Raw genomic sequence first — 5,207 nt, 5'->3', positions numbered from 1 at the left:
CCAGCTAAATTTGATGTAAAAGGCATCCGACAAATAAAAAATTGCCCTGCTCACGCGCCTGCCCCTCCCTCGGGTCTCAAGAGGCTAGTTGTGGGGGCAGGGGAACTTTCTCCTCGCAGGTCGTTTTATGCCTGGCGGGACTGACCAAGGCGCTTCCGATTTTCGAATTTGACAAGAGTTGTCACAAATACTTTTCCCGCTTAGGGCTAAAATAATCTTAACTTCGATGCACCGCTGTTATATAAGTATCCTAGGCCTTATATTCCAGCGTTCAATATAAATAGGGGAATTGGTCCGGAAAGGTGCGGCCAATTCCCTTAGAATGCTTGTCAAAATGTCCAAGCTTCTTTACGATAGATATATGGCAAAACTGTACGAACGGAGCGAAAGACATTGGTATTGGACATTTGGAAAAAAATAAGCAAAAAACAGATAGATCCCGTTTACTTATTGTTTGGAACAGAAGCTTTTTTAATTAATGAAACAAAGCAGCTGTTAATTGAACATGTTCTGGATGATGAAGAAAAGGATTTTAATTTATCCGTCTATGATTTAGAAGAAACACCGATCGAAGTAGCATTGGAAGATGCGGAAACCTTTCCCTTCATGGGAGAGAAGAGATTGGTTATACTGCAGAACCCTGTCTTTTTGACTTCAGAAAAGTCTAAAGGGAAGGTAGAACATAACCTTGGAAAGCTTGAGGAATATATTTCACAGCCTGCACCATATTCAATAGTCGTTTTTTCTGCACCTTATGAAAAATTGGACGAACGAAAGAAAATCACCAAAGAGTTAAAAAGAAAAGCTGCCGTTATTGAAGCAAAAAAGTTAACCGAACAAGAATTAGTTACATGGGTAAAAGAAAGAGCATCCTTAAGTGGTGTTGAAATTGAAAAAGATGCTATTGAACTGTTATTATCGCTAGCTGGAGCAAATCTGTTCATGCTCACTTCAGAAATAGATAAGCTAGCCCTATATGCAGGAGAAAGCCGTTCAATCAACAAAGAAATAGTCGACAGACTGACAGCTCGGTCGCTTGAGCAAAATATCTTCACCCTGGTAGACAAGGTTGTCCACCGGAATGTTGAAGGTGCATTGAGGATTTATTATGACTTATTAAAACAAAACGAAGAACCGATAAAGATCCTTTCTGTCATTACTGGCCAGATCAGGCTAATCTATCAAGTAAAGGAATTATCCCGAAAAGGATATGGCCAGCAGCAGATAGCTGGAACACTGAAAATTCATCCCTTCAGGGTAAAACTTGCTGCAGGACAGGCAGGTTCTTTTTCAGAAGAAGAATTGATGAGGATTATAAAACTGCTGGCAGATGCTGATTACAAAATGAAGACAGGCGGAATGAGAAAAGAAATGCTGATCGAAATGATTCTGTTTCAGATCAATGGAAGAAAATAGTATTTTTAACATGTAAATTCTTTTTTGTTTTTCCTAAAAAATAATAATACAAAATAAAAAAACGACCATAAAGGTCGTTTTTTTATTAGCATTTAAAATTAGCCATTAGCGTTTAATTTTTTCATTAAACGGGCTTTTTTGCGGGAAGCTGCGTTTTTGTGGATCAGACCTTTAGCTGCTGCTTTGTCTAGCTTGCTAGCTGCTTCAGCAAAAGAAACCTTTGCTTCAGTATCGTTGTTCACGATTGCTGCTTCTGCTTTTTTAACTGCTGTACGCATAGAAGATTTTACAGTAATGTTTTGAGCTTTGCTCGCTTCACTAGTTTTTACGCGTTTGATTGCAGATTTAATGTTTGGCATTCCGTTCACCTCCTAAAAAAGCATCGAGATTTTATGGAACTCGACATTTCCAGTACATTTCTTATTTATTAAGAACAAATGATATTTTATCAAATAGGGGTTAATAATGCAATACTCTGCTTTAATTTAACTCTAGTGTATCGTGAATGTTTTTTTATGTAAAAGGAAAAGATAGGCAATAGTATGCTGGCAACAGCCAAACTGTATGTGGAGGAATGCGACAATGAAGGAATCCGTAGATTTGAGCATGTATTCAATCAGGACAGACCTGGCAGTAGAGGCAAGGGAAATGGTGCTCGCAGACCAGGCGGCAACAGTCCATTCACAGGAAAATCTTTCACACATTGAAGGCGTGATCATTAAAGAAAAAGAAGAGAATGATATAAAAATTTCGCTAGTTGAGGTAACAGCAGATGGTGAAAAAAACCTTGGCAAAAAGAAGGGGCAATATTTAACGATTGAGGTTGTCGGGATTCGCCAGCAGGACAGCGAACTTCAAGGCAAGGTAGAAAAGGTTTTTGCTTCGGAATTTGCTCAGTTCCTAAAGCAAGCAGGAATCAACAAGGATGCTTCATGCCTTGTGGTTGGGTTGGGGAATTGGAATGTAACCCCTGATGCCCTTGGGCCGCTTGTATGCGAAAATCTGCTTGTTACAAGGCACTTATTCGAACTGCAGCCAGAGCAAGTGGATGAGGGTTACCGCCCTGTAAGTGCATTATCTCCTGGAGTTATGGGCCTGACGGGAATAGAGACATCAGACATTATATTTGGGGTTGTTGAAAAAACAAAGCCGGATTTTGTGATCGCGATTGATGCACTTGCTTCCAGATCAATAGAAAGAGTCAACGCGACGATTCAAATCTCTGATACTGGCATCCATCCAGGGTCTGGCGTCGGGAATAAAAGAAAAGAGTTGAGTAAAGAAACACTTGGAATCCCAGTAATTGCAATCGGCGTCCCAACTGTAGTTGATGCAGTGTCAATCACAAGTGATACGATTGATTTTATCCTTAAGCATTTTGGCAAGGAATTGAGGGAAGGAAATAAACCTTCAAGGTCACTCGTTCCAGCGGGAATGAGCTTCGGAAAAAGAAAGAAGCTTACCGAAGAGGATCTTCCAGAAACTCAGCACCGTCAAACATTTCTAGGAATGATCGGCACTCTCGAAGACGAGGAAAAACGCAAGCTGATTTACGAAGTCCTATCTCCTTTAGGACATAATTTGATGGTCACACCGAAAGAGGTTGATGTTTTCATTGAGGATATGGCGAATCTAATAGCCGGTGGTCTTAATTCTGCACTCCACTCAAACATTGATCAGGATAATGCAGGCATGTATACACATTAGGTGGTAATCCTTTACTTCTGCTAGTCCCAATGAACTTTTTTAATAAAAAGCTCAAACACAGACTTTAGAAAAAAACAACGATTTAGAATTAGGAATAATTGATTATCAAAGAGGAAACTTCAACAATTATTTCAATGTCATTAAGATCAGATTACTGGTTCTATCTTCTCTAGCAAAGTCATAACATTTACTAGACTTGCACAGAGAGGTGGAACAATGAGACTTAGTAAACGATCTGGAATAATTGTAGCAGTCCAAGGTACCGATCTTGTAAAAGCGGCCCTAGCATTTGTAATCTTTCTCATTGGCATATTTTCAATCAGTGGAGTCATGACTTCACTCCGTCCTGAATATCGAATATCGTCCGATTCAGTTAATCAGGCAGCTATGAATCTGAATGGCCAGCTGCTGTTCTCACTGATGGGGTGGGAGAACCACCAATTTCTAGAAGCGCTGCCTAAAGACAGTGAAGCTCCTAAGCTGTCGACGGTGATGTTCAAACTGTCTACCAATATTAATCTTGATGACCCCAGGAGCTTGCTCGGTAGGGAATTGCCGGGATTCTCACTGTTTGATGGGAAAATACTTGTAGCTGGTGAAGGTACTAATTATACGAACATGCCAATGGAATCCGCACCTCCTGTTGAAATATTGAAAGCTGACCAGGAGGCTGCATTGCAAAATACCGATGAACTTCCACCTGTCCCTCAGAATGATACAGGAGCTCCGCCTTTAACTACTGGAGGACGGAAAGCAGTATATATTTATTTTACACACACGAGGGAATCATATCTTCCGTACTTAAAGGGTGTAACAGACCCGGATAAAGCATATCATTCAAAAGTCAATGTTACTAAAGTCGGCGACCAGCTGAAGGCGGGTCTTGAGAAACGTGGAATCGGAACAACTGTTGATAAAACCGATGTAATGGCCAACTTGAATAAGAAGGGTCTCGGATTTGGCAAAGCTTATCAGGAATCACGGCCAGTTGTCGAAGCCGCAATGACTGGCGACCGGAATCTGCAATATTTTATCGATATCCACCGGGATGGGTACCGCAAAGAGAAAACGACCATTCAAATCAATGGGAAATCATATGCCAAAGTCGCCTTTGTCATCGGCGGAGAAAATGCAAACCATGAAAAGAATCTTGCATTAGCGAAAGAGCTTCACCATCTTCTGGATAAAAAATATGGCAAAGGTCTTAGCAGAGGAGTCGTCGAGAAAAAGGGCGCAACAACGAATGGGAAATTCAACCAGGATTTATCGCAAAATGCAATTTTAATTGAGTTCGGCGGGGTAGATAATACTTTTGAAGAGTTGAACCGTTCAGCAGATGCACTGGCCGATGTCTTCAGCGAATTTTACTGGCAGGCAGAAAAAGTAGGTGCACCTGCACAACAGCCGCCGGATAAGAAATAAATATTTGGCTAGGTGATTGAGATGAAAATGTTTATGCTGAAAAGCATCATGCTTGCTTCCTTAATGTTCATATCCGTTTTGTTCGGCATGCAGCAGGCAAATGAAGGGATCCATAAAATGAAGGGTTATGAAGATCCGGAATTCAAAAGTGCTTTTACGATTAAAGAAGAGGAAGATGGATCAATTAAGAGCGCGATACTGGGCAATGATGTCTCTAGCCATGACCTCGAGCAAAAAAGAAAAAAACTAGAGGAAATGAAAGCATTCAATTTTTTCTCATCAATAGGCAAAAACCTCGCTGAAGGAACCTCTTATGTAATCGAAAAAACAGTGGATTTGCTAACAAGGAAGTAGAAGCAGCGGGTTATGGCCCGCTGTTTTTCTGTTTGTAGAATCGATACAGGTGACCCAAAATGGGTGGATGGAGAAAGACAAGTGACCAATGAAGCTGATTGGTACCTGGAAAAGCGCGGGCGGGGTGAAATAGGTCATCAAGGAAGCCTATTGGCCTCTGGAAAAGTTAGATAATGGTAATCTTGAGCGCTAATGATACATATTAGTACTCAGAGAAGTAATAATATGGAAAATTCGAACACTGATGAAGCCTATTAGCGTCCAGGAAAGTAAGATAATGGAAATTATGAGTGCTAATGACGCTTATT

General features: G+C 40.7%; 5 protein-coding genes. 4 read left to right on the top strand and 1 reads right to left on the bottom strand.

The window, feature by feature from the left end:
• Positions 1–393 precede the first annotated feature (393 nt).
• On the top strand, positions 394–1,416 hold the full coding sequence (gene holA, locus WB217_RS02870) for a DNA polymerase III subunit delta (protein WP_423990471.1): 1,023 nt from the start codon (positions 394–396) through the stop codon (positions 1,414–1,416).
• Positions 1,417–1,514: 98 nt separating this feature from the next.
• Here the strand turns inward: holA and rpsT are convergent, their stop codons facing one another.
• Complete coding sequence (gene rpsT, locus WB217_RS02865) at positions 1,515–1,775, bottom strand: 30S ribosomal protein S20 (protein ID WP_035209610.1); 261 nt, start codon at positions 1,773–1,775, stop codon at positions 1,515–1,517.
• A gap of 223 nt (positions 1,776–1,998) precedes the next feature.
• Between rpsT and gpr the strand changes: the two genes are divergently transcribed.
• The 3 genes from gpr (at position 1,999) to WB217_RS02850 (ending at position 4,899) form a co-directional block, all read left to right on the top strand.
• Positions 1,999–3,123 (top strand): GPR endopeptidase, encoded by a 1,125-nt coding sequence (gene gpr, locus WB217_RS02860; RefSeq protein ID WP_423990468.1) that lies wholly within the window; start codon positions 1,999–2,001, stop codon positions 3,121–3,123.
• Positions 3,124–3,339: 216 nt separating this feature from the next.
• A complete protein-coding gene (spoIIP, locus tag WB217_RS02855; protein WP_423990466.1) occupies positions 3,340–4,545 on the top strand; it encodes a stage II sporulation protein P in 1,206 nt (401 codons plus the stop codon).
• 21 nt (positions 4,546–4,566) lie between these two features.
• Positions 4,567–4,899 carry a YqxA family protein gene (locus tag WB217_RS02850; protein ID WP_423990464.1) on the top strand — a complete coding sequence of 111 codons (333 nt, stop codon included), beginning with the start codon at positions 4,567–4,569 and terminating at the stop codon, positions 4,897–4,899.
• The last annotated feature ends 308 nt before the right edge of the window (positions 4,900–5,207 follow it).

It is taken from the genome of Mesobacillus sp., assembly GCF_049588175.1.
In the GTDB taxonomy this organism is placed as follows: domain Bacteria; phylum Bacillota; class Bacilli; order Bacillales; family Cytobacillaceae; genus Mesobacillus.
This window is presented reverse-complemented; position numbering and strand designations above follow the sequence as displayed.